Origin of the sequence: Streptomyces sp. NPDC051364 (assembly GCF_040682115.1) — a bacterium.
In the GTDB taxonomy this organism is placed as follows: Bacteria; Actinomycetota; Actinomycetes; order Streptomycetales; family Streptomycetaceae; genus Streptomyces.
The window spans coordinates 14,404-36,980 of the sequence record NZ_JBFBAH010000029.1; the positions used below are offsets into that span (position 1 = coordinate 14,404).

18 protein-coding genes are annotated in these 22,577 nt (G+C 71.0%); 8 read left to right on the forward strand and 10 right to left on the reverse strand.

Annotation, left to right across the window (positions count from 1 at the left end; all coding sequences use genetic code 11):
• Positions 1–69: 69 nt before the first annotated feature.
• Positions 70–2,496, reverse strand: a complete 2,427-nt coding sequence (locus AB0M76_RS34945; RefSeq protein ID WP_365956784.1) for an ATP/GTP-binding protein — start codon at positions 2,494–2,496, stop codon at positions 70–72.
• A gap of 248 nt (positions 2,497–2,744) precedes the next feature.
• On the opposite strand from AB0M76_RS34945, the gene gabT reads away from it, so the two are divergent.
• Together gabT and AB0M76_RS34955 are read left to right on the forward strand one after the other, a co-directional pair.
• Positions 2,745–4,091: a 4-aminobutyrate--2-oxoglutarate transaminase gene (gene gabT / locus AB0M76_RS34950; protein WP_365956785.1), complete on the forward strand. Its 1,347-nt coding sequence runs from the start codon at positions 2,745–2,747 to the stop codon at positions 4,089–4,091.
• 133 nt (positions 4,092–4,224) lie between these two features.
• Positions 4,225–4,995: a phosphatase PAP2 family protein gene (locus AB0M76_RS34955; RefSeq protein ID WP_365956786.1), complete on the forward strand. Its 771-nt coding sequence runs from the start codon at positions 4,225–4,227 to the stop codon at positions 4,993–4,995.
• Positions 4,996–5,210: 215 nt separating this feature from the next.
• Here the strand turns inward: AB0M76_RS34955 and AB0M76_RS34960 are convergent, their stop codons facing one another.
• From AB0M76_RS34960 to AB0M76_RS34995, 8 genes are all read right to left on the reverse strand, one after another.
• On the reverse strand, positions 5,211–7,037 hold the full coding sequence (locus AB0M76_RS34960; RefSeq protein ID WP_365956787.1) for a glycoside hydrolase family 18 protein: 1,827 nt from the start codon (positions 7,035–7,037) through the stop codon (positions 5,211–5,213).
• An 86-nt stretch (positions 7,038–7,123) separates the two neighbouring features.
• On the reverse strand, positions 7,124–7,588 hold the full coding sequence (locus AB0M76_RS34965; protein WP_365956788.1) for a hypothetical protein: 465 nt from the start codon (positions 7,586–7,588) through the stop codon (positions 7,124–7,126).
• Positions 7,589–7,752: 164 nt separating this feature from the next.
• A complete protein-coding gene (locus AB0M76_RS34970) occupies positions 7,753–9,171 on the reverse strand; it encodes an FAD-dependent oxidoreductase (protein WP_365956789.1) in 1,419 nt (472 codons plus the stop codon).
• A 21-nt stretch (positions 9,172–9,192) separates the two neighbouring features.
• Positions 9,193–9,987, reverse strand: a complete 795-nt coding sequence (locus tag AB0M76_RS34975) for an ABC transporter permease (protein WP_266663230.1) — start codon at positions 9,985–9,987, stop codon at positions 9,193–9,195.
• Positions 9,987–10,916 (reverse strand): ABC transporter permease, encoded by a 930-nt coding sequence (locus tag AB0M76_RS34980; protein WP_365956790.1) that lies wholly within the window; start codon positions 10,914–10,916, stop codon positions 9,987–9,989. The genes AB0M76_RS34975 and AB0M76_RS34980 overlap by 1 nt, the downstream gene beginning before the upstream one ends.
• A complete protein-coding gene (locus tag AB0M76_RS34985) occupies positions 10,913–12,082 on the reverse strand; it encodes an ABC transporter ATP-binding protein (RefSeq protein ID WP_365956791.1) in 1,170 nt (389 codons plus the stop codon). Before AB0M76_RS34985 ends, AB0M76_RS34980 begins: the two co-directional genes overlap by 4 nt.
• 71 nt (positions 12,083–12,153) lie before the next feature.
• Positions 12,154–13,401 (reverse strand): spermidine/putrescine ABC transporter substrate-binding protein, encoded by a 1,248-nt coding sequence (locus AB0M76_RS34990; protein WP_365956792.1) that lies wholly within the window; start codon positions 13,399–13,401, stop codon positions 12,154–12,156.
• A 127-nt stretch (positions 13,402–13,528) separates the two neighbouring features.
• Positions 13,529–15,046: a gamma-aminobutyraldehyde dehydrogenase gene (locus AB0M76_RS34995; RefSeq protein ID WP_365956793.1), complete on the reverse strand. Its 1,518-nt coding sequence runs from the start codon at positions 15,044–15,046 to the stop codon at positions 13,529–13,531.
• A gap of 182 nt (positions 15,047–15,228) precedes the next feature.
• Between AB0M76_RS34995 and AB0M76_RS35000 the strand changes: the two genes are divergently transcribed.
• Positions 15,229–15,783: an NADAR family protein gene (locus tag AB0M76_RS35000; protein WP_365956794.1), complete on the forward strand. Its 555-nt coding sequence runs from the start codon at positions 15,229–15,231 to the stop codon at positions 15,781–15,783.
• A 480-nt stretch (positions 15,784–16,263) separates the two neighbouring features.
• A complete protein-coding gene (locus tag AB0M76_RS35005) occupies positions 16,264–17,859 on the forward strand; it encodes a TROVE domain-containing protein (protein ID WP_365956795.1) in 1,596 nt (531 codons plus the stop codon).
• A gap of 139 nt (positions 17,860–17,998) precedes the next feature.
• Here the strand turns inward: AB0M76_RS35005 and AB0M76_RS35010 are convergent, their stop codons facing one another.
• On the reverse strand, positions 17,999–18,658 hold the full coding sequence (locus AB0M76_RS35010) for a DUF4190 domain-containing protein (RefSeq protein WP_365956796.1): 660 nt from the start codon (positions 18,656–18,658) through the stop codon (positions 17,999–18,001).
• Positions 18,659–18,769: 111 nt separating this feature from the next.
• Between AB0M76_RS35010 and AB0M76_RS35015 the strand changes: the two genes are divergently transcribed.
• The 4 genes from AB0M76_RS35015 to AB0M76_RS35030 are packed head-to-tail and all read left to right on the forward strand — an operon-like array spanning position 18,770 to position 22,443.
• Positions 18,770–19,795 (forward strand): adenosine deaminase, encoded by a 1,026-nt coding sequence (locus AB0M76_RS35015; protein ID WP_266663245.1) that lies wholly within the window; start codon positions 18,770–18,772, stop codon positions 19,793–19,795.
• A gap of 22 nt (positions 19,796–19,817) precedes the next feature.
• The gene (locus tag AB0M76_RS35020) at positions 19,818–20,525 is read left to right on the forward strand and encodes a glycerophosphodiester phosphodiesterase (protein WP_365956797.1); all 708 of its coding nucleotides are present in this window, start codon (positions 19,818–19,820) and stop codon (positions 20,523–20,525) included.
• Entirely contained in the window at positions 20,522–21,715 is a 1,194-nt protein-coding gene (locus AB0M76_RS35025) for a histidine kinase (protein ID WP_365956798.1), read from the forward strand. Before AB0M76_RS35020 ends, AB0M76_RS35025 begins: the two co-directional genes overlap by 4 nt.
• Positions 21,712–22,443: a response regulator transcription factor gene (locus AB0M76_RS35030; RefSeq protein WP_365956799.1), complete on the forward strand. Its 732-nt coding sequence runs from the start codon at positions 21,712–21,714 to the stop codon at positions 22,441–22,443. The genes AB0M76_RS35025 and AB0M76_RS35030 overlap by 4 nt, the downstream gene beginning before the upstream one ends.
• The last annotated feature ends 134 nt before the right edge of the window (positions 22,444–22,577 follow it).

The following is a 22,577-nucleotide window of genomic DNA, read 5'->3' on the forward strand; positions in this document are numbered from 1 at the left end:
GGCGCGGCGCGGAATTTCGCCTTGTCGTATGAACGACTCCCTCGATTCTGCCACCTCGTACGGGTCGGCTCAGCCCGTCGCGGCCAGCCGGACCAGCAGCGGCGCCGCCCGCTCGCCGCGGACCGAGGTCAGCGAGAGCACGGCATGCCCCGGCGGAACGGTGTTGGCGAGGGCCGAGGCCGACCAGCGCTCGCGCTCCACCTGCCGCACCGTGACCGCGTCGGTCGTCACCGCTTTCCCGGTGATCAGCTTGCGCACGGCGTGCAGGGCCCGGGTGAAGGGCTGATCGGCGTAGACCGTCCGGCTCGTGACGTCCCGCGTCTCGACCAGCTCGGTGCCCCAGGCATCGGCGAAGCGCTTGCCGTCCCAGGTGGTGACCCCGGAGAAGGCCATCCGGCAGCCGACCGCCCCGAGCAGCGGGGTCCTGAGCGTTTCGGGTACGTCGTCCAGGGTGCGAAGCGCGAGCAGGACTCCGGCGTTCGCCGTGCGAAGCCTCTGTACTCCGCGAACGACATCGGGGGTGAGCGTGTGCGAAGCGTCGTCGAGGGCGAGGAAGGCGAAGAGGGAGCGGTCGGCCCGGGCCGTGGCGGAGGCGTTGAACTGCGCGAGGAGCAGCCGGGCCAACAACCGTGACGCGTCGGGATGACCGCGCTCCGGGAGGTCGACGCGGACCCGGATCGGGTGTTCGAGGGCACGCATGGAGAAGGGCCGACCGGTACCGGTGCTGTCGAAGAAGCCGTGGAAGGCGGGCCGGTCGAGCAACGCCACACGGTCGGCGAGGGCCGCTCCCGGATCGCTGGGGGCGGTGTGCTGGCGGGCACGGGCGTCGAGCTCGCGCAGCATCGTCCGGTGCCCGGCGCTCTCCAGCTCTTGGCGCAGTTCCGCGAGGGCGGCCGGCAGCTGGTCGAGCAGTGCCCGCAGCTCTGGAACGGTGGGAAAGCGGCCGTACGCGGCCCGGAAGGGGCCGAGGAGCTGGGCGAGGGCCGTGGCAGCCCGGCGTACGTCGAACCCCGGCGTGTCACCGACGAGCGCGTCGGCGAGGAGGGAGGCGGCCTCGTCGGGGTCGGTGGTGCCACCGTAGAGGTCGAGGTCATGGGCGGACCCGGGGTCGCCGGGACGGACCACGATGTCGTAGGCCTCGTCGGGCCCCAGCCGGCTTCCGGCGGCACCGACGGCGATCACCGCCGCCTGTCCGGCGAGGGCCTGGAGCGCCAGAGACTCGACGACCGGCCGGACCAGCAGGCTCGTCTTTCCGGCGCCCGAAGGGCCGACGGCGAGAACCGAGGTGCCGAGGACCTCGGGGTCCACGGCGAACCCGGTCCCGCGCCGCTCGTACGGGTTGGGCTCGGCGTCGGTGACCCGGCCGAGACGGACCTGCGCAACCGCCAGGTCGTGGGAGGCGGTTCGCAGCGGCAGGTCGCGCGCACCCGAGGGGTGGCCGCAGGCGGCGGCTCCCTTGGCCCGCACGGCTTGGACGAAGGCGGTGTGGCGCGAGGGGTCCACCACTACGGACTCCCAGGCGCGGCGGATCCGCGCGAGGTCGACGTCGTTCATGCGGCCCGCTTCGGCTTCGGCGGCCAACCGGTCGGCGGACTCCCCCAGCCCGGCGGCACGCAATTGCGGCCAGCCGACCGGATCCTCCGGGCCGCCCGGATCGCCCGGGCCGCCGGGGGCGGCCACAGGAGGGGCGGCCGGAGAGAGGAAACCCGCCGGCAGGGAGGCCCAGCCGCCAAGGCGGCCGAAGACGAGGATGACGGGGAGATAGATCAGGGCGTAGAGGGCGTAGGTGATCACCGAGGCGGCCGTGCTGCCGAGTTCCGCGTACGGCAGGTGCGCAAACGCCAAGGGATAGACCGACAGCGTCTTGTTCTCGATCAGCAGCACCACGACGAAGGCGGCGGCCGCCGCCCCCAGCGCCCGGTACCAAGGCCCCCGGGCAGCGACCAGTCGGTCGAAGGCGGCTCGCCACCCGCCGATCCTGGCGAAGCCGAGGAACATGCCCACGGTGCCCAGCAGCTCGTAGAGCTCCAGGGCTGCCATGCCGCGGTGGTCGACCGGCGCGCGCGTGAGGCCGTCGGTCCACCATCCAGCGGGGGTGAAGAAATAGAGGGGAGCCCCCAGGAAGGGGAGCTCTCCGGCAACGAAGAGCCGCCAGCAGACGAAGTAGACGAGGAAGGCGACGACGACCCGGGTCAGCACGGACCGGTTGGAGCCGGTGGGCTTCGGCTCTGCCGGGGTGTAGGCGTAACGCCAAATGCCCGGCTCCGCCGCCGGGCGGGGAGCACGCAGCCAGGCGGTGAAGGGGGACCGGTCCGGCATCGGGCCCTCAGCCGTCGCGCCGGGTGCATAGGCGGGTGGCGGCGGGGCCTTGGCCGGTCGTGGCGGCAGTACGGGCGGCGGTCCGGCGGGGCGGGGCACGTGGCCTCCGGCAGCCGCTCCGTGCGGCGGACCACCGGGCCCGCGCTGGCTGTGGCCGTACGTGCCGTCGGTGTCCATGAAACCCCTGCCCCCTGCCCGTGCCTGCGCTGCGTCGCTCAATGTAGTTGCCCGGAGGCGGCGATGGGCCCGTACCGGCCTGTACTGCCGCAGCGTCCACAAGACATGCGGCATGTCCTTCCTATGGCCGTCACGGACAAGGACACGCGGGCACCACTCCCGAACGGAGCATGCCGTACCCCCTCCCCCGGGCCTAGCCTGCGGACAAAGACACAAGTGCGTCCGAAAACACCCCCCAGGAGCCCTCTATGACCGCTGTCCCGCAGGAGCGCCGCATCGTCACCGCGATCCCCGGCCCCAAGTCGCAGGAGCTGCAGGCCCGCCGTCTCGAGACGGTCGCCGGCGGCGTGGGCTCCGTGCTCCCCGTCTTCACGGCCCGCGCGGGCGGCGGCATCATCGAGGACGTCGACGGCAACCGCCTGATCGACTTCGGTTCCGGCATCGCCGTGACCTCCGTCGGCGCCTCCGCCGAGGCCGTCGTGCGCCGCGCCTCCGCTCAGCTCGCGGACTTCACCCACACCTGTTTCATGGTCACGCCGTACGAGGGCTACGTCGAGGTCTGCGAGGCCCTCGCCGAGCTGACCCCGGGCAACCACGCGAAGAAGTCGGCGCTGTTCAACTCCGGTGCCGAGGCCGTCGAGAACGCCGTCAAGATCGCCCGTGCGTACACCAAGCGCCAGGCCGTCGTCGTCTTCGACCACGGCTACCACGGCCGTACGAACCTGACGATGGCGCTGACCTCGAAGAACATGCCGTACAAGAACGGCTTCGGCCCGTTCGCCCCCGAGGTCTACCGCGTCCCGGTCGCCTACGGCTACCGCTGGCCCACCGGCGCCGAGAACTGCGGCCCCGAGGCCGCCGCCCAGGCGATCGACCAGATCACCAAGCAGATCGGCGCCGACAACGTCGCCGCGATCATCATCGAGCCGCTCCTCGGCGAGGGCGGCTTCATCGAGCCGGCCAAGGGCTTCCTCCCGGCGATCGTGAAGTTCGCCAACGACAACGGCATCGTCTTCGTCGCCGACGAGATCCAGTCCGGCTTCTGCCGCACCGGCCAGTGGTTCGCGTGCGAGGACGAGGGCATCGTCCCGGACCTGATCACCACCGCCAAGGGCATCGCGGGCGGTCTGCCGCTCGCTGCCGTGACCGGCCGCGCCGAGATCATGGACGCCGCGCACGCGGGTGGCCTGGGCGGCACCTACGGCGGCAACCCGGTGGCCTGCGCCGGTGCGCTCGGCTCCATCGAGACCATGAAGGAGCTCGACCTCAACGCCGCGGCGAAGAAGATCGAGTCCGTCATGAAGGCCCGCCTGACGGCCATGCAGGAGAAGTACGACATCATCGGCGACATCCGCGGCCGCGGCGCCATGATCGCGATCGAGCTGGTCAAGGACCCGGTCTCCAAGACCCCGTTCCCGGAGGCGGCCGGCGCGCTCGCCAAGGCCTGCCACGCCGAGGGCCTGCTCGTCCTCACCTGTGGCACCTACGGCAACGTACTCCGCTTCCTCCCCCCGATCGTCATCGGCGAGGACCTGCTGAACGAGGGCCTGGACCTCATCGAGGCTGCGTTCGCGGCCATCGGCACGGACGTCTGAGCGACCCTCCGAACACAGGAGCCCGCCGGTACCCCCGGTAACGGGCGGAGCCTGTGAAGAAGATGTGGGGGGCCGATGGCAGGAGCGCGATCCTGCTGTCGGTCCCCTTTCCGCTGCCGTACGGTTTCTGCAGATGAGTGAGACACCCCGCTCCCGGGAAACCGGGGGCGACACCAGTACCGGGCTTCCCCAGCGCCGCACTGGGCCTGCGTTCGCGCACACTCCTCACCGATCGGACGGCCGTTCGCCCCAAACCCCCCGGGGCGCTCGGCAACCCGATCCGGGCGGCCGTCCCGGAACCATCCCCCCTGTTCCGGGACGGCCGGCCATTTTCCTCCTTCTCTCCCTGCTGGGACTCGTCCTGACGACCTGGCAGGTCCTGGTCTCCGGTCCGCTGCTCACGCCGGACGAGCGCCTCAGCCGCGCCCTGGTCCGCACGGTCCCCGACTCCGTCACCGAGCGCCTCTCCGACCTCGGCAACGTCCCGGTCGCCGTGCCGGTCCTGGTGCTGGCGATGGCGTACTCCGTCCGTCGCTCCCGCGCCTGGGCCCCGGCCCTGACCGCAGGCCTGGCGATGGCCCTGGTCCCGGCCGTGGTCGTGCCGCTGAAGGAGTGGACCGCCCGTCCGGGACCCCTGGAGCCCTGGGCCGCGGGCTACTACCCCTCGGGGCACACCGCCACCTCGGCCGTCGCCTACATCGGCGCGGCGCTGCTGATCGGCCCGCACACCCGCCGCGCGTGGCCGATGGCCGCCGCCCTCCTCCTGACGGCCGCCACGGTCACCGGGCTGATCCTGCGCGGCTGGCACTGGCCCCTGGACGTGCTGGCCAGCTGCTTCCTGTGTACGCCCCTGCTGCTGGCCGTCGCCCACGCCGTACGCCGCGCTGTCGGACCCCGGGTCTAGGCTGACGCCCGATCTTGGGCTTCTTCACCACAGCTGAGAGCGGGGGCGCGCCATGGGTGCGAGCGACTGGGTCTACGTGACGGACTACGAGGGCAGCGTCGAGGCCTCGCTGACGGCCCTGCACGCTCGGGTGTTCGCGGAGGAGTTCGGGGAGCACGACGACTAGCCGGCCAGCCGCCCCGGAGGGCGGCGGACCGGCCGGCACCGACGGCGGGTCAGCCGCCGAAGTAGGCGTCGAAGTTCTTCGAGAACTCCCGGCCGCCGAAGCGGTCCCAGTTGATCGACCAGGTCATCAGGCCGCGCAGGGCGGGCCAGGTGCCGTGTGTCGCGTAGGTGCCGCAGTTGGTCTTCTTCGTCAGGCAGTCCAGCGCCTTGTTCACCTCGGCGGGCGAGCTGTGGCCGTTGCCCGCGTTCGTCGTGGCCGGGAGGCCTATCGCCACCTGGTCCGGGCGCAGCGGCGGGAAGACGCGCGCGGTGTCGCCCGCGACCGGGAACCCGGTGAGCAGCATGTCGGTCATGGCGATGTGGAAGTCGGCCCCGCCCATGGAGTGGTACTGGTTGTCGAGGCCCATGATCGAGCCCGAGTTGTAGTCCTGGACGTGGAGCAGGGCGAGGTCGTCGCGCAGGGCGTGGATGACCGGGAGGTAGGCGCCGGCGCGCGGGTCCTGGCCGCCCCAGGGGCCGGAGCCGTAGTACTGGTAGCCGAGCTGGACGAAGAAGGTCTCTGGGGCCATGGTCAGGACGAAGTCCGGGCCGTACTTGGCCTTCAGCGTCCTGACGGCCGAGATCAGGTTGACGATCACCGGGGTGGTGGGGGCGCGGAAATCGGTGTCGCCCGTCGCCAGGGAGAGCGAGTGGCCCTCGAAGTCGATGTCGAGCCCGTTGAGCCCATACTCGTCGATGATCTTGCTGACGGAGGACACGAAGGTGTCGCGGGCGGCCGTGGTGGCGAGCTGGACCTGGCCGTTCTGGCCGCCGATCGAGATCAGGACCTTCTTGCCGGCCGCCTGCTTGGCCTTGATGGCCGTCTTGAACTCGGCCGCGGATTCCACGTTCGGGCACTCGCTGACCGGGCAGAGCGAGAAGCGGATGTCCCCCGAGGTCACCGACGTCGGTTCGCCGAACGCGAGGTTGATGACGTCCCAGGAGGCGGGGACGTCGGCCATCCGGACGTAGCCGGAGCCGTTGGCGAAGCTCGCGTGGAGGTACCCGACCAGGGCGGGGGCCGGCAGGCCGGGGTTGCCCGGGTTGCCGCCGCCGCTCGTCGTGGAGGCCGGGACGGGGGCGCTCTTGGCGGACTCGCCGGCCGCGTTCACTGCGCTGACCTGGAAGGTGTACGAGGTGGACGCGGCGAGTCCGGTGACCGTCGCCGAGGTTCCGGTGACGCTCACGGGCGCGGCGCCGTCCCGGTGGAGCTTGTACGAGGTGGCGCCGGATGCGGCCGCCCAGGAGAGGTCGATGCTGCTCGCGGTGGCGCCGGATGCGGTCAGGCCGGTGGGGGCGGCCGGGGGCTGGGGCTGGCCGGGTCCGGAGCCGCCCGGGTCCGGGCCGACGAGCGTGACGTCGTCCGTGAGGTGGGCCGGCTGGCCGTACCAGCCGTGCGTGTAGATCGTCACGGAGGTGGTGGCCGCGCCCGTGCGGAACGTCGTGCTCAGCTGCTTCCAGGCGCCCGGGGTCTGCGTCCAGGCGGACACGTCGGTGGTGCCGGTCCCGGCCGCGCCGAGGTAGATGTACGCGCCCTGCACCCAGGCGCCGAGCGTGTACGTCGAATCGGGCTTGACGGTGACGGTCTGGGAGCAGCGGGCGTTGTCCTGGCCGGCCGGGGTGGCCTTGAGGGCGGAACTGCCGCCGTGGACGGGGTTGGTGACGACGGCTCCGCTGCCGGCCGAGCAGCTCCAGCCGTCGAGTCCGGCTTCGAAGCCGCCGTTGCGGGCAAGGTCGGCGTCGGCCGCGGCGGCCGGCTGGCCCGCGGCGAGGAAGCCGGCCACCGCGAGGGTGGCCGCGGTGAACCAGGCGGTGATTCTGGTCGGGGGTCTGCGCACAACTGCCTCCGGAACATGGGGGGGATGGAGCCAGGCCGCCGATGATGCGGCAGCGGCGCCCAACATGGTCCAGACCAATGTCCTTGTCAAGGCTTCCGGCTCTCCTCCCCCACCGCCCGGGCCGCGGCCTCGTGCATCGCGAGCTCCAGCAGCACCGGATCGGTGAGCGTCCCGCGGCCGTCCGGGACCACCAGCCAGCGCACCCCGCCCGCGTTCCGGCCGGGGTACGGGACCACGATCCAGGTCCCGCGCCCGGCTCCCCGTACGCCGGTGGCGATCCAGCGGGACGCCGTACCCTGGGGCACGAAGAAGCCCAGCCGCGAGTCGGCGAAATCGGCGAGCACCGGGCCGGGCCGGTGGAGGAAATGCGTCAGGACGTCGAGGGCGGCCTGTCCCAGCTCGCCGGGCAGGATCAGCACGTCCCACTGCCGGCCGGCGGGCAGCAGGGCGACCCCGAGGGGGTTGCGCTCCCACTCCCACCGGCAGGCTTCGGGGTCCGGCGCCACCGACACGAGCCATTCCACCGCGGTCCTGATCTCCGAGCCCTGCATCGCCCGGCCTCCGTTCTCTGGGGTGAGGTGTCCTCACCGGGAGAGAGCGGGGCCGGGCCCTGCCATGACGCGGGTTTCGTCACCCCGTGGTGGTGAAGCGGCTCACGGCATGAACCGCGGCGCGCGCCGGGGGCGTACGGGGAATCGTGCGGTCATGGCCCCGGTCAGCTGTCGAAGCCGAGGCCGAGCTTGTCCAGGGCCTTCAGCCACAGGTTGCGGCGCCCGCCACGGGCGTCCGCCCGGGCCAGAGACCACTTGGTGAGGGTGATCCCGGTCCACGCGAAGGGCTCCGGCGGGAACGGCATCGGCCGGGACTTCACCATCTCCAACTCGGTCCGCTCGGTGCGGGCCCCGTTCAGCAGGTCCAGCATCACGTCGGCGCCGAAGCGGGTGGCGCCGACGCCGAGCCCGGTGTAACCGGCCGCGTAGGCGACCTTGCCGCCGTGCGCGGTGCCGAAGAAGGCGGAGAAGCGGGAGCAGGTGTCGATGGCCCCGCCCCAGGCGTGGCTGAACTTGATGCCCTCCAGCTGCGGGAACGCGCTGAAGAAGTGCTGCGCGAGCTTCAGGTACGTCTCGGGGCGGTGGTCGTACTCGGAGTCGAGCTTGCCGCGGTAGGGGTAGATGGCGTCGTAGCCGCCCCACAGGATGCGGTTCTCCGGGGTGATGCGGAAGTAGTGGAACTGGTTGGCGCTGTCGCCCAGGCCCTGGCGGTTGTGCCAGCCGATGGCCTTGAGCTGTTCGGCGCTCAGCGGTTCGGTCATCAGCGCATAGTCGTAGACCGGGACCGTGAACGGGCGGATCCGCTTGACCAGGGACGGGAAGATGTTCGTGCCCAGCGCCACCCGCCGCGCATAGATCCGCCCGTACGGGGTGCGCACGGACATCCCGGCGCCCGAGGAGGCCAGCGACAGCCCGCGGGTGTTCTCGTAGATCCGCACACCCAGCGACAGGCAGGCCTCCTTCAGGCCCCAGGCGAGCTTGGCGGGGTTGAGCATGGCGACGCCGTCGGTGTCCCACAGGCCCGCGAGGAACGTCGGCGAGTCGACCTCGGCGCGCAGCTCCTCGCGGTCCAGCCAGCGCGAGCCGCCCGCGAGGCCCAGCTTCCCGGCCTCCTCGTACAGCTCGCGCAGCTCCTCGACCTGGTGGGGCTCGGTGGCCACGTCGATCTCGCCGGTGCGCTCGAAGTCGCAGTCGATGCAGTAGCGGGCGATGGCCGCCTCGATCTCGTCGAGGTTGCGGGCGCCCAGCTCCTCCAGCTTGGCGAGCTCGCCCGGCCAGCGGGCCATGCCGTTGGCGAGGCCGTGCGTGAGGGAGGCGGCGCAGAAGCCTCCGTTGCGTCCGGAGGCGGCCCAGCCCGCCTCCTTCGACTCGATCAGGACGACGTCCCGGGCGGGGTCGCGCTCCTTGGCGATCAGCGCGGTCCACAGTCCGCTGTACCCGCCGCCGATGACGAGCAGGTCGCAGGCCTCGTCCGAGGTCAGCGCCGGCTGTGCGGCGGGCTTGCCGGGGTCGTCCAGCCAGTACGAGACCGGCAGTGCTTCTGAAAGCGATCGAGCAACACTTCGCATGGCGACTGGGGCCATGGCTTCCAACTCCCTACAGAGTTACTTGGGCTGTGCGTTCTTGCGGCGGTTCCCGACCATCTGGCCGGCGAGCACCACCAGCACCGCGATGACGAACATCGCCGTGCCGATGACGTTGATCTGGACAGGCGTACCGCGCTGGGCCGATCCCCACACGAACATGGGGAAGGTGACGGTGTTGCCCGAGTTGAAGTTGGTGATGATGAAGTCGTCGAACGAGAGCGCGAAGGAGAGCAGCGCGCCTGCGGCGATACCGGGTGCCGCGATCGGCAGGGTGACCCGTACGAAGGTCTGCACCGGGCCCGCGTAGAGGTCGCGGGCGGCTTCCTCCAGCCGCGGGTCCATCGACAGGACGCGCGCCTTGACGGCAGCGACGACGAAGCTGAGGCAGAACATGATGTGGGCGATCAGGATCGTCCAGAAGCCCAGCTGGATGCCCATGTTCAGGAAGAGCGCGAGCAGCGAGGCCGCCATCACGATCTCGGGCATGGCCATGGGCATGAAGATCAGCGAGTTGACCGCGCCGCGCGCCCGGAAGCGGTAGCGGACGAGCGCGAAGGCGATGGCCGTACCGAGGACGGTCGCGACGACGGTGGCCCACACGGCGATCTGGAGCGACAGGGACAGGGAGCCGCACAGGTCGGCGACCCCACAGGGGTCCTTCCAGGCGTCCAGTGAGAACTCCTGCCAGGCGTAGTTGAACCGCCCGACGGGGTTGTTGAAGGAGAAGACCGTCACGACGACGTTCGGCAGGATCAAGTACGCGAGCGTGCCGAGTCCGAAGATGACGACGAGATTGCGCCGGAGCCAACGCATCAGACCAGGTCCTCCGTCCCCGCTCGGCGGATGTAGATGGTGACCATGATCAGCACGATGGCCATGAGGATGAACGACAGCGCGGCGGCCGTCGGGTAATCGAGGATGCGCAGGTACTGCGACTGGATGACGTTGCCGATCATCCGGGTGTCCGTGGAGCCGAGCAGCTCGGCGTTCACGTAGTCGCCGCTCGCCGGGATGAAGGTGAGCAGGGTCCCGGAGACCACGCCCGGCATGGAGAGGGGGAAGGTCACCTTCCGGAAGGTGGTGGCGGGGCGGGCGTACAGGTCCCCCGCCGCCTCGTGGAGGCGGGTGTCGATCCGCTCCAGGGAGGTGTAGAGCGGAAGGATCATGAAGGGCAGGAAGTTGTACGTCAGACCGCAGACGACGGCGAGCGGCGTGGCGAGCACCCGCTCCCCCTCGGTCATCCCGAGCCAGCTGGTGACGTCCAGGACGTGCAGGGTGTTGAGGAGGTCCACCACCGGGCCGCCGTCGGCCAGGATCGTCTTCCAGGCGAGCGTGCGGATCAGGAAGCTGGTGAAGAACGGTGCGATGACCAGCACCAGCAGCAGGTTGCGCCAGCGGCCCGCCTTGAACGCGATCAGGTAGGCCAGCGGGTACCCGAGCAGCAGGCACAGGACGGTCGCGGTGCCGGCGTACAGCAGGGAGCGCAGGAACTGCGGGTAGTACTCGGTGAGGGCGTCCCAGTACGTCTGGAAGTGCCAGGTGACCTGGAAGCCCTCTTCGAGGGAGCCCGTCTGCACCGACGTGGAGGCCTGGTAGATCATCGGCAGGACGAAGAAGACCAGCAGCCACAGGATGCCGGGGAGCAGCAACCAGTACGGGACCAGCCGCTTGCGCAGCGACGGCCTGTGGACCGGGGGTTCGGTGGTGGCTTCGGCCTCCGGCGGCGCGGCGGTGGCGGTCATGCGCCCTCCTCGACCGTCTCGATGCCCGCGTCGCCCATCGTCCCCGCAAGCATGGACTGGGCCGCGTCGAGGCCGAAGGTGTGCTCCGGGTTCCAGTGCAGGACGACCTCGGCGCCGGGGGCGAGGCGCGCGTCCCGCTCGATGTTCTGGACGTACACCTCCAGCTCGGGGCAGACCTGGCTGTCGATGACGTACTGGGTGGAGACGCCGATGAAGGAGGAGGCGGCTATCGTGCCGCGGACCTTGTTGCGGCCGGCCGCGACGGAGTCCTCCTCGTCCGCGTGGACCAGGGATATCTTCTCGGGACGCACCCCGACGAGCAGCCTTCCGCCGGCCTTGGGGCTCGTCGAACACCGGGCCGCGGGCAGCCGCAGCTTCGTTCCCGCCGAGCTGACCATCACGTCGGCGCCGCCGGCCTCCAGGACCTCGGCCTCGATGAGGTTCGAGGTGCCGAGGAAGTTGGCGACGAACGTGGTCTTCGGGTTCTCGTACAGCTCGGCGGGGGCGCCCAGCTGCTCGACACGGCCGCCGTTCATCACGGCGACCGTGTCGGCCATGGTCATGGCCTCCTCCTGGTCGTGCGTGACGTGCACGAAGGTGATGCCTACCTCGGTCTGGATCCGCTTGAGCTCCAGCTGCATCTGGCGGCGCAGCTTGAGGTCGAGGGCGCCGAGGGGCTCGTCGAGGAGCAGCACCTGCGGGTGGTTGATGAGCGCGCGGGCAACGGCCACGCGCTGCTGCTGGCCGCCGGACAGCTGGTGCGGCTTGCGCTGGGCGAACTGGCCCAGCTCGACCAGCTCGAGCATGTCCTCGACCTGCTTCTTGACGGACTTGAAGCCGCGGCGGCGCAGTCCGAAGGCCACGTTCTCGTAGATGTTCAGGTGCGGGAACAGCGCATAGCTCTGGAACACCGTGTTGACGGGGCGCTTGTACGGCGGCAGCTGTGTGACCTCCCGGTCCCCGAGGTGGACCGTACCGGTGGAGGGCTCCTCCAGCCCGGCGATCATGCGCAGGGTGGTGGTCTTCCCGCAGCCCGAGGCGCCGAGCAGGGCGAAGAAGGAGCCCTGGGGGATGGTGAGATCCAGCGGGTGCACGGCGGTGAACGAGCCGTAGTGCTTGCTGATCCCGGCGAGGCGGACGTCGCCGCCCGCGGTCTTGTCAGTCATGGGTCGCGGCCTTCGGTGGTGGTGTCGTCGGAAGGGTGCGGGGCGCGGGTGCCGGCACGGGAGGGGGTTCGTCAGGCTCCGATGAGCTTGGCGAACTTCTCTTCGTACGCGGTCTCTTCCTCACTGGTGAGGGAGCGGAAGGCGTGGGCCTTGGCCGCCATCGCCTTGTCCGGAATGATCAAGGGGTTGTCCGCGAGCTCGGGGTCGATCTTCGCAAGGTCTTCCCTGACGCCCTCGACCGGGCAGACGTAGCTGATGAACGCGGCCAGCTGGGCAGCGATCGGCGGCTCGTAGTAGAAGTCGATGAGCTTCTCGGCGTTGGCCTTGTGCCCGGCGTGGGCGGGGACCAGCAGGTTGTCGCTGGAGGTGATGTAACCGGGCGCCGGGATCGCGTACTTGATGTCCGGGTTGCCGGCTTGGAGCTGGATGATGTCGCCGGCCCAGGCCAGGCAGGCGGCGAGGTCGCCCTTGTCGAGGTCCGACGTGTAGTCGTTGCCCGTGAAGCGGCGGATCTGCTTGGTATCCACGCCCTTCTGGAGCCGGCCGATGGCCGCGTCGTAGTCGGCGGTGGTGAAGTTCGCCGGGTCCTTGCCCTGGTCGAGCAGGGTCATACCGACGCTGTCGCGCATCTCGGTGAGGAAGCCGACGCGGCCCTTGAGGGAGGGGTCGTCGAGCAGCTGTGTGACGGAGTCGACCTTCTTGCCGTCGGTCGCCTTCGCGTTGTAGGCGATGACGGTGTCGATGCCGGTCCAGGGGTAGCTGTACGACCGGCCCGGGTCCCAGTCGGGGTTGCGGAACTGCGGGATCAGGTTGGCGTAGGCGTGCGGGAGGTGGGAGGGGTCCAGCTTCTGCGCCCAGCCGAGCCGGATGATGCGGGCGGCGAGCCAGTCGGTGACGACGATCAGGTCGCGGCCGGTGTCCTGGCCGGCCGCCAGCTGCGGGCGGACCTTGCCGAAGAACTCGACGTTGTCGTTGATGTCCTCGGTGTACTTGACCTTGATCCCGGTGCGCTTGGTGAACTCCTCCAGCGTGGGGTGGGTCTTCTCGTCCTCGCTGGTGTCCATGTACTCGGTCCAGTTGGAGAAGTTGATCTCCTTCTCCTGCACCGAGCGGTCGTCGGAGGCGACGGTGTCACCCGCGCGTTTGGCGGGCGGGATACCACAGGCGGACAGGGAGGCCAGACCGCCGAGGGTGAGCGCGCCGATCCCGGAGGCGCGCAACAGTGAGCGGCGGGTGAGGGCGCCCCGCCCACTGGTGAGGCTGCGCCGCATCGCGGCGAGTTGCGCCGCCGACAGGCGGTCGGGCTCGTACTGCTCCATGAGCTGCCCTTTCGGGAGGGGTGGCGCCGCTGGTCAGGCGGCCGGCTGCCACTCGGCGGAAGCCGTGGACGGTTTGCGGGTGTCCGGCGGATCAGGGCCTATCCGACCCTGATCCGCCGGACACCCCCTAGATGCGGTCCCCGAAGATGGTGCGGTGCCAGTCCTTCGCGGCCACCGCCGTGTTGTCGTACATCACGTGCTTGACCTGCGTGTACTCCTCGAAGGAGTAGGCGCTCATGTCCTTTCCGAAGCCACTCGCCTTGTAGCCGCCGTGAGGCATCTCGCTGATGATCGGAATGTGGTCGTTGACCCAGACGCAGCCCGCCTTGATCTCGCGGGTGGCCCGGCCGGCCCGGTAGACGTCGCGGCTCCAGGCGGAGGCGGCGAGGCCGTACGGGGTGTCGTTGGCCAGCTCGATGCCCTCGTCGTCGGTGTCGAAGGGCAGGACGACGAGGACCGGGCCGAAGATCTCGGACTGGACGACCTCGCTGTCCTGGGCGGCGCCGGAGACGAGGGTGGGCCGGTAGTACGCGCCCTCGGCGAGCTCGCCCCCCGGGATCTCGCCGCCGGTGACGACGGTGGCGTAGCCGCGGGCGCGCTCCACGAAGCCGGCGACCCGGTCCCGCTGGGCGTGCGAGACCAGGGGGCCGAGGTCGGTGGCCGGGTCGAAGGGGTCGCCGAGGCGGACGGTCTCCATCAGCTCGGACACGCGGGCGACGAAGGCGTCGTGCAGGGGGCGCTGGACGTACGCGCGGGTGGCGGCGGTGCAGTCCTGGCCGGTGTTGATCAGGGACGCGGCGACGGCGCCGTGCGCGGCGGCCTCCAGGTCGGCGTCGTCGAAGACCAGGAAGGGCGCCTTGCCGCCGAGCTCCAGGTGGAGCCGCTTGACGGTGGCGGTGGCGATCTCGGCGACCCGCTTGCCGACGGCGGTGGAGCCGGTGAAGGAGGTCATGACCACGTCCGGGTGCCCGACCAGGTGCTCGCCCGCGTCCCGGCCCGCGCCGGTGACGATGTTGACCACGCCGTCGGGCAGGCCCGCGTCCTTGGCCGCCTGGGCGAACATCAGGGAGGTGAGCGGGGTCAGCTCGGCGGGCTTGAGGACGATCGTGTTGCCCGCGGCGATCGCCGGGAGGATCTTCCAGGCGGCCATCTGGAGGGGATAGTTCCAGGGCGCGATGGAGCCGACGACCCCGATGGCCTCGCGGCGCACGTAGGAGGTGTGGTCTCCTGAGTACTCAGCTGCCGCCTGCCCCTGCAGATGCCGGGCGGCGCCCGCGAAGAAGGCGGTGTTGTCGATGGTCCCCGGTACGTCGAACTCGGTGGACAGCTTGATCGGCTTGCCGCACTGCAGGGACTCGGCGTACGCGAAGTCCTCCGCCTGCTCGGCCAGCACGGCGGCAAGCCGGTGCAGGGCGTCCGAACGCTCACCGGGAGTGGCCGCGGCCCAGGCCGGGAAGGCCCGCTTGGCGGCGGCCACGGCCGCGTCGACGTCGGCGGTGGAGGCGAGCTCGTACGTGAGCACCTCCTCGCCCGTCGCAGGGTTCACGATGGTGTGCGACCGGCCGGAGGTACCGGACCTGAGCTGCCCGTCGATGTGCTGCGCGCCCTGTGCGAAGCGGTCCTTGACCTGGAAGCGATTACCCATGACGCTCTCACGCTCTCCGTAGCTTCAGCTCGAATTGAGTGCCGATCCTGGCAGAGGTGGTCCCCACCGCCAAGTGATTCCGTTGTTGCCTTTTGATTACGCGACGGAATCGGTCGACCATGTGTCGAGGCGCGTCCCAAATCCCGTACGAAGTGTCAGTGGCGACTGCCACACTCGCGTGCATGGAGATGATCGACAAGTTGATCGAGCAGGTCAGCCGCGGTGAGCGGGTGAAGTACCTGCCGTTCTGGGGGCACCGGCCGCGTCCGGACGGGACGCTCGGGCCCAGCTGCATGAGCCAGTGGTGGCCGTCCGAGTTCACCGTGGGTGATGTCCGCTATGCCACGGCCGAGCACTGGATGATGGCCGGCAAGGCTCGGCTGTTCGGCGACCCCGAGGCGGAGCGCGCAGCGCTGGAGGCGCGGACTCCGGCGCAGGCCAAGAAAGTCGGGCGGCTGGTGCGCGGCTTCGATGCGGCGATATGGGAGCAGGAGCGGTTCGCGTTGGTGGTGGAGGGCAGCGTGCACAAGTTCGCCTCGACCCCCCAGCTGCGCTCGTACCTGCTGTCCACCGGGAACCGCGTGCTGGTGGAGGCGAGCCCGATGGACCGCATCTGGGGCATCGGGCTGGCGGCGGACGACGAGCGCGCCCTCGACCCGTCCCGCTGGCGCGGTCTGAACCTGCTGGGCTTCGCCCTGATGGAGGCCCGCGACCGGCTGCGTACGGACGCCGCCTGACCTCGGCCGGACGGGATCTTAAATGCGTGGCGGACGGGCGAGCGGGCCGCCTACCGTAGGACTCGTCCAGGTGCGCAGGCGAGACCTACTTCCACTCTTAATGGGCAGGTCGCGGGTTCGAGTCCCGCCACCGGCTTCCGGGCCGGTGTAGCTCAGTTGGCAGAGCAGCACGTGGTTTCGCCGACCTCGAACTCTGGACACCTACGTCACGCACCTCCCGGTGCGCGGGCTGCGGCTCCTTCTTTCCCAAGAATCCCAAGCCGCCGCCACCTTGATCTCGGGAGGCACGCGTGTGGGATGCCCGGTGCACAGGCGACGGTTACTTCGGGGACCAGGAGGTCGCGGGTTCGAATCCCGCCCGGCTCCGGCCGGTGGAGCAGCTTGGCAGCTCGCCTGGATATAAGTCCGTCGCCGACTCTGATCTCGGGCATCCCGCACGTCACGCCTCCCCCACGTTCCGCTGAATTCGGGGGGATTCACATGGCTCGCTTCAACCTGCGCCGCGCGTCCAAGGCCGCACCCGCGGCCGCCGCGCCCACCTCGCCCGTGCGCTCCACCGGCCGCACCGCCAACCACCAGGGCAGCCGCGGCTTCGCCCGCGACCCGCGCTCCGAGCTGTTCCTGCTCGCCGTCGCCAACTTCGTGACGCAGCGGACGTTCCACGAGAGCGGCGAGGCCCGCGACGACCGGTTCTCCGCACTCGTGCGCCGCCTCGCCGTCGAGGACCCCGCGTGGACCGCCGGCCTGCTCGGCTGGCTGCGCACCGACGCGAACATGCGGACCGCCTCGCTGGTCGGAGCGGCCGAGTACGTCAAGGCGCGGCTCGACGCCGGAGCCACGGAGGGGCCTTCGAACCGCCAGGTCGTGGACTCCGTACTGCGGCGCGCGGACGAGCCCGGTGAACTGCTGGCCTACTGGACCGCGACGTACGGGCGGAACGTGCCCAAGCCGGTCAAGCGCGGTGTCGCGGATGCCGTCCGCAGGCTCTACTCCGGCACCTCGCTGCTGAAGTACGACACCTCGTCCAAGGGCTTCCGTTTCGGCGACGTGCTGAACCTCGTGCACGCCTCCCCCGATCCCGCCAAGGCCTGGCAGGGCGAGCTGTTCCGGTACGCCCTCGACCGGCGGCACCACCCCGAGACGGCGCAGGTCCCTGCCGGCAACCGCACCCTGGTCGCCCACCGGGAGCTCATGGAGCTGCCGGTGGAGGAGCGCCGGGCCGCGGTCACCGCGCCGGACGGGGCCGAGCGGCTCGCCGCCGCGGGCATGACCTGGGAGGCGCTGGCCGGCTGGCTCCAGGGGCCGATGGACGCGGCCGCCTGGGAGGCGGTCATCCCGTCCATGGGCGCGATGGCGCTGCTGCGGAACCTGCGCAACTTCGACCAGGCCGGTGTCTCGGACGCGGTGGCCGCGCAGGTCGCGGCGAAGGTCTCCGACCCGGAGGTCGTCGCCCGGTCCCGGCAGTTCCCGTTCCGCTACCTGGCCGCCTACCAGCACGCGCCCTCGCTGCGCTGGGCGTACCCGCTGGAGCAGGCACTCGGCCACTCTCTGGCCAACGTACCGGCCCTGCCCGGCCGGACGCTGGTCCTCGTGGACCGCTCGGGGTCGATGTGGGCTCCGCTGTCGGACCGTTCGCAGCTCAACCGGGCGGACGCGGCGGCCGTGTTCGGCACGGCGCTGGCGCTGCGCGCCGAGGATGCGGACCTGGTGCAGTTCGGCACGGACAGCAAGCAGGTCCCGTACGACCGGGGCGAGTCCGTACTGAAGGTGCTGGAGCGGTTCGAGGACCTCGGCGGCACCTACACCGCCGAGGCGGTGCGGCGGTACTACAAGGGGCACGACCGGGTCCTGATCGTCACGGACGAGCAGGCCACGTACCAGTACGGCGGTGACCCGACGGCCCTCGTCCCCGACGAGGTCCCCGTGTACACCTGGAACCTGGCCGGGTACCGGGCGGGCCACGCGCCCTCCGGGTCCGGGAACCGGCACACCTTCGGCGGGCTCACCGATGCAGCCTTCCGCATGGTGTCCCTGATCGAGGGCGGCCGGGACGCCGACTGGCCGTGGGTGGCGTAGGCCCCGGTACGGACTGACGGACGGACAGACAGACACAGGCCGCCGGACGGCACAGGGCCGGGAGCGGGCAGCGTATGCCCGGTCCCGGCCCTGTGCCGTGTTCTCTGCAGCCTGTGGCCTGTCGCCCGCGGCCGCTGTGTCAGACGTTCTCGCGGATCCGCGTCGGCGAGGCCGGGCCGTCGAAGTCGGAATCGCTGCCCCGGTCACCGAGCAGGACCCCGGCGATCACGAGCGCGATCATCAGAATGCTGATCAGGATGCTGACCGAGCCCAGGATGATGCCGGCCAGTGCCATCGAGCCGTTGTCGGCCTCACCGCGCCGGGCCTTGCCGCGGCCCAGGGCGCCGAAGATGACCGCCGGGACCCCGAACAGGACGCCCAGGTAACAGGTGACCACGCCGATGATGCCGAGGACGAGAGCGGTGACGCCGAAGCCGTTGCTCTTCTGCGGATAGGCGGGGTACCCGGGGTATCCCTGATAGCCCGGGTACCCGTACGTCGCCTGCGCCGGCGGCGGTCCGGGGTACGCGTAGCCCCCGGGATCCGGCTGGGCCGGATACCCGTACGCGGGCGGCAGCACCGCGGCCGGCTCGGACGTGGCCGCAGGAGCCTGTATCGGCGCCGGCCCCGGTATCTGCGCCGGCGGGAAGTCGGCCCCCGGCATCCCCGCGATCGTCGGCTGGTCGTGCACGGACGGCGGACCCGACACGCCCGACGTGGCCTGCGGTTTGCCGAGTTCCACCGCCGGCCGCTCCGGCGGCGCCCACGGGTCCCTCGGCTCAGGGCTCTGATCGGTCATGCGGCGCCCCCCTCTCGTACGGCCATGCTAAGCGCTGCCGCCGACAGTCCCGGAGCTGCCTACGATGAAGCCCGATCTGTCCGCACCCGCGTCCCTCCCGGAGGCTCCCTCATGCCCGACCTGAACCCCTTCATCGCAGGGCTGCCCAAGGCGGAACTCCATGTCCACCACGTCGGTTCGGCCTCCCCGCGCATCGTCGCCGAACTCGCCTCCCGCCACCCCGACTCCAAGGTCCCCACCGACCCCGAGGCACTCGCCGACTACTTCACGTTCACCGACTTCGCGCACTTCATCGAGGTCTACCTCTCCGTCGTCGACCTGGTCCGCACCCCCGACGACGTGCGCACCCTGACCTTCGAAGTCGCCCGCGACATGGCCCGGCAGAACATCCGCTACGCCGAGCTGACCATCACCCCGTACTCCTCCACCCGTCGCGGCATCGACGAAAAGGCCTTCATGGAGGCCATCGAGGACGCCCGCAAGGCCGCCGAGACCGAGCTCGGCGTCATCCTGCGCTGGTGCTTCGACATCCCGGGCGAAGCCGGCCTGGAGGCCGCCGCCGAGACCGCGCGCCTCGCCGTCGAACTGCGCCCGGAGGGCCTGGTCTCCTTCGGCCTCGGCGGCCCCGAGATCGGCGTCCCGCGCCCGCAGTTCAAGCCGTACTTCGACGCCGCCCGGGCAGCGGGCCTGCACAGCGTGCCGCACGCCGGCGAGACCACCGGCCCGGAGACCATCTGGGACTCGATCCGCGACCTCGGCGCCGAGCGCATCGGCCACGGCACCAGCGCCACCCAGGACCCGGAGCTCCTCGCGTACCTCGCCGAGCACCGGATCGCGCTTGAGGTCTGCCCGACCTCCAACATCGCCACGCGCGCCGTGACCGACCTGGATCTGCACCCCGTCAAGGAGATGGTGCAGGCGGGCGTGCTCGTCACCATCAACAGCGACGACCCGCCGATGTTCGGCTCGGACCTCAACAACGAGTACGCGGTCGCCGCGCGGCTGCTCGACCTCGACGAGCGCGGGCTCGCACAGCTGGCCAAGAACGCCGTCGAGGCCTCCTTCCTGGACGAGGCCGGCAAGGCGAAGATCAACGCGGAGATCGACACGTACACCGACGCCTGGCTGGCGCGCTGACGGACTGCGGGGAACGCCGACAATGGCATTCATGCGCACCCTGACTGCCGTCGGCCACCGCGGCGATCCCTACCGTGTCCGTGAGAACACCCTGCCCTCGATCCGCTCGGCCTTCGCACGCGGAGCGGACGCGGTCGAGATCGACGTACGGCTGACCCGCGACGGGGAGGCGGTGCTGCTCCACGACGAGACGCTCCAGCGGCTGTGGGGCCATGACGTGCGGCTCGACGCCGTCACGGCCCCGCAGCTGAAGGAGTTGACGGACGGTGGGATCCCGACGCTGCGCGAGGCCCTGATGGCGGCGGGTGCGGGCCGGGTGATGATCGACCTGCCGGGCGCGACGCCCGAATCCGTACGGACGGTCGTCGGCCAGGTCCGGGAGTGCGGGGCGCGCGAGCGTACGTACTACAGCGCGGGGCCGGACACCATGCTGGCCGTGCGCGCCGCCGATCCGGGCGCGGAGATCGCGCTGACGTGGACCACGCTGGCGCCGCCGCGCCGGGTGCTCATCGACGCGGTGGCGCCGACCTGGCTCAACTACCGCTTCGGGCTGGTCAGCCGGGAACTGACGGACGCCCTGCACCGGGACGGCCTGCTCGTCTCGGCCTGGACGGCGGACACCACGCGGACGATGCGCAGGCTGATCGCGGCCGGGGTGGACTCCGTCACCACCAACCGGGTGGACGCGCTGGCCGGCGTACGGGCCGAGTTCGGGCTGCCCAGCCGGTGATACGCGCCTGGGGGGAGCGGATCCGGCAGGCGGATCCGCGGTGGCAGGACCTGGGACTGACGCTGCTGGTGCAGGTGGCGACGACGATTCCGTTCGTCGTGCCCCGCGATCCGCTGGATTCGCCGGCCACCTGGACGGCGTACCTGCTGACCACGCTGGGCAATGTGCCGCTGGTGTGGCGGCGGCGCGCGCCCGTGTCGGCGATCTTCGGGATGGTCGCGGCCGGCTCGGTCTACACGCTGGCGCTGGACGGCCCCGGGCAACCCCTGCCGTACGCCCCGCTGATCGGCGTGTACACGATGGCGCTCCTGTGCCCGGCCCGGGTGCGGATCACGATGGGTGTGACCCTGACGGGGCTGATCCTCGCCTCCGTGGCGCTCAACACCGGAACGGCCAGGGAGCTGTTGTTCGCGCTGTTCGTCTTCGCGGCGGCGTATGCGCTGGGGCGGCTCCAGTACACCCGCCAGGCCTACACGGCGGCGATCGAGGCGCGGGCCGCCGAGCTGGAGCGGGCGAACCGGATCGAGGCGGAGCAGGCCGCGGCGCGCGAACGGGCCCGGATCGCACGGGAGATGCACGACATCCTCTCGCACGCGGTCAGCATCATGATCGTGCAGGCGGAGGCCGGTCCGGTCGCGGTGCGCAGGGCCCCGGAGCGGGCGGAGGCGGCCTTCGACGCGATCGCCGAGACGGGGCGGGACGCGATGGCGCAACTGCGGACGATGCTGGGGGTGCTGCGGACGGACGGCACGGAGCGGGCGGCGCCGCGCACGCCGCAGCCCGGGATCGAGGAGCTGCCGGGGCTGCTGGAGCGGGTCCGGGACAGCGGGCCGCAGGTGTCGTACGAGCGGACGGGCGCGGTGCGCGCGCTGCCCGCGGCGCTGGAGGCGACGGTGCACCGGGTGGTGCAGGAGGCGCTGACGAACGTGGTGAAGCACGCCGGGGCTTCGGCGGTGTCCGTACGGCTGGAGTACGGGACGGAGTCGCTCACGGTGACGGTGACGGACGACGGGCAGGGCCCGGTTCCGGGAGCTGCTGCCGGCGGGCCCGGCGGCGGGCACGGACTGATCGGGATCCGGGAGCGGGCGGCGGCGCACGGCGGTACGGCGGAGTGCGGTCCGGGGCCCGGAGGCCGGGGGTTCTCGGTGCACGTCGTCCTTGTAACCTCGCCGCTGGAGGTGGGGCGTTGACGATCCGTGTGGTGGTGGCCGATGACCAGGAGCTGGTGCGCAGCGGTTTCGCGATGATCCTGGACGCGCAGGAGGACGTCGAGGTCGTCGCGGAGGCCGGGGACGGCGCGGCGGCGGTGGCGGCTGTGCGGGAGCTGAGGCCGGACGTGGCGCTGCTGGACATCCGAATGCCGGTGCTCGACGGGATCGAGGCGTGCCGGGCGATCTCGGCCGGGACCTCGTGCCGGACGGTGATGCTGACGACCTTCGACTCGGACGAGTACGTGTACGAGGCGCTGCACGCGGGGGCGAGCGGGTTCCTGCTGAAGGACGTGCGGCGGGACGACCTGGTGCATGCCGTACGGGTGGTGGCGGCGGGCGAGTCGCTGCTGGCGCCTTCGGTGGCGCGGCGGCTGATCGAGGAGTACACGGCGGCGACGGCGCGGCCGGCGGCCGCGGGGGCGCTGCCCGCGCAGCGGCTGGAGGTACTGACGCCGCGGGAGCGGGAGACGCTGCTGCATCTGGGGCGGGGGCTGTCGAATGCGGAGATCGCTGCCGCGCTGGTGGTGAGTGAGCACACGGTGAAGTCGCACGTGGGCCATGTGCTGGCGAAGCTGGGGCTGCGGGACCGGATCCAGGCGGTGATCTGCGCGTACGAGACGGGCCTGATCGCTGCCGGGACAGGGGCTGGGACCGGGGCCGGGACAGGGGCCGGAGCTGGCTCTGGGGTATCTCCCTCTGGGGAGTGAGAAGCCGGCGGTCGGATCCCTCGCACCGGTGAGTTGTCGTACCGGTGAAGACCCCTCTCTGTGGTGATCCGCGAACACCCCTCTGACCTGCAGCATTGAGTCATCGGGCCGCTGGGGCCCGATGACTCACAGGG